Below are 1,572 nucleotides of genomic sequence, written 5' to 3' on the forward strand. Positions count from 1 at the left end.
GCATTGTCGACACTAGTACATCCTGTACGTTGGGGCTAGACGCTGGAGCTAGACAGTTATCATATTTTAAAAAGGTTATACATTTTTTATTTTAATATTGGGAAACCAAGCTTTTCACGTTCATCATAGAAGGTTCTTGCAATTTTTCTTGCAAGATTTCGGCAGCGTCCGATATAGCCTGTTCTTTCCGTAACCGAAATCGCCCCTTTAGCATCTAACAGATTAAAGGTATGTGAGCATTTTAATACATAATCATATGCCGGGTGAACGAGACCCGCTTCCATTTGACGATGTGCTTCTTTTTCATAAATATTGAACAGATTAAAGAGCATATCTACATCTGATGTTTCAAATGTGTATTTGGAATGCTCATATTCAGGCTGCAAAAAGATATCTCTTACTGTAAACCCGTTTGTCCACTCAAGGTCAAAAACATTTTCCTTCTCTTGAATATAGGAAGCGAGCCGCTCAATTCCGTATGTGATTTCAACGGAAACTGGTTTACATTCAATTCCGCCTACTTGCTGAAAATACGTAAATTGAGTGATCTCCATGCCATCCAGCCAAACTTCCCAGCCTAAGCCCGCACAGCCGAGGGAAGGATTTTCCCAGTTATCCTCCACAAATCGAATGTCATGCTCAAGCGGATTAATGCCAAGTGCACGTAAAGAGTCTAGGTACATTTCTTGGATATTGTCTGGTGATGGTTTCATAATGACCTGGAACTGATGATGCTGATATAACCGATTTGGATTTTCACCGTATCGTCCATCAGCTGGGCGACGGGACGGCTCGACATATGCCACATTCCATGGTTCCGGACCGATTGCACGCAGGAAGGTATAAGGACTCATCGTTCCTGCCCCTTTTTCCACATCATAAGCCTGCATGAGTATGCACCCATAATCAGACCAGTGCTTTTGCAAAGTTAAAATCATATTTTGAATGTTCATACTGCACCTCTCACTTCATTAGTTATAAAAAAACAAAAAACTCCCGTCTCTATGCTAAAAGCATAGGGACGAGAGTTAACCCGCGGTTCCACCCTATTTGCTGCCAATGATAGGCAGCCTCTTTATGCCGATGTTGCTCAAAAGTGCCTTCCTTAACCTTCAATACCCTAGCTCACACCATCCTAGGTTCGCTTTTATTAAATAATTAAGTACTCTTCTTTATCACAGCAACTATTAATTTAATAATTTGAATCATATACGATACGAAATTGAATGTCAAGACCATAATTGATTATAGAATATCCTCAAATTTAGCCATTTGGTTTAAAAATTTTTTTGTTTTTAAATTGAGTCCGGAATATTCTTCATAATACGCGTTAATAACTTTTTTAAGCTCTGCTTTTGTTTCTTGTTTAACAGAAATATTTCCAAGACGTGATAAATCAAAAAAATAAAAGAGCCGCAATAGCTTCACTGTTGCTGGAGAAATTTTATAATGATATGGATCTTTTTCCAGGCAGCGGTGGCAAATAAGCCCACCCTCTCTTATTGAAAAAGAAAAATGGCCATCTGTACTGCTGCATACGGTGCATTGGTTTAAAACTGGATACAACCCAAA

The 1,572-nt window shown here is 39.1% G+C and carries 2 protein-coding genes and 1 other annotated feature; both genes read right to left on the reverse strand.

All coding sequences use genetic code 11. From position 1 onward, the window contains the following. Positions 1–86: 86 nt before the first annotated feature. Entirely contained in the window at positions 87–953 is an 867-nt protein-coding gene (gene glyQ / locus V7149_RS05090) for a glycine--tRNA ligase subunit alpha (RefSeq protein WP_335344568.1), read from the reverse strand. Between the two features lie 61 nt (positions 954–1,014). Further along, positions 1,015–1,188 (reverse strand) — a binding site (T-box leader). 57 nt (positions 1,189–1,245) lie between these two features. Next, the coding region (recO, locus tag V7149_RS05095) for a DNA repair protein RecO (protein WP_335344569.1) at positions 1,246–1,572 on the reverse strand (327 nt) is incomplete at its 5' end.

Source organism: Bacillus sp. JJ1503 (assembly GCF_036965125.1).
Taxonomy (GTDB): Bacteria; Bacillota; Bacilli; order Bacillales; family Cytobacillaceae; genus Cytobacillus.

Excerpts from the sequence above, each read along its gene's own strand:
- glyQ (WP_335344568.1), bottom strand. The coding sequence starts at position 953 with ATGAACATTCAAAATATGATTTTAACTTTGCAAAAGCACTGGTCTGAT.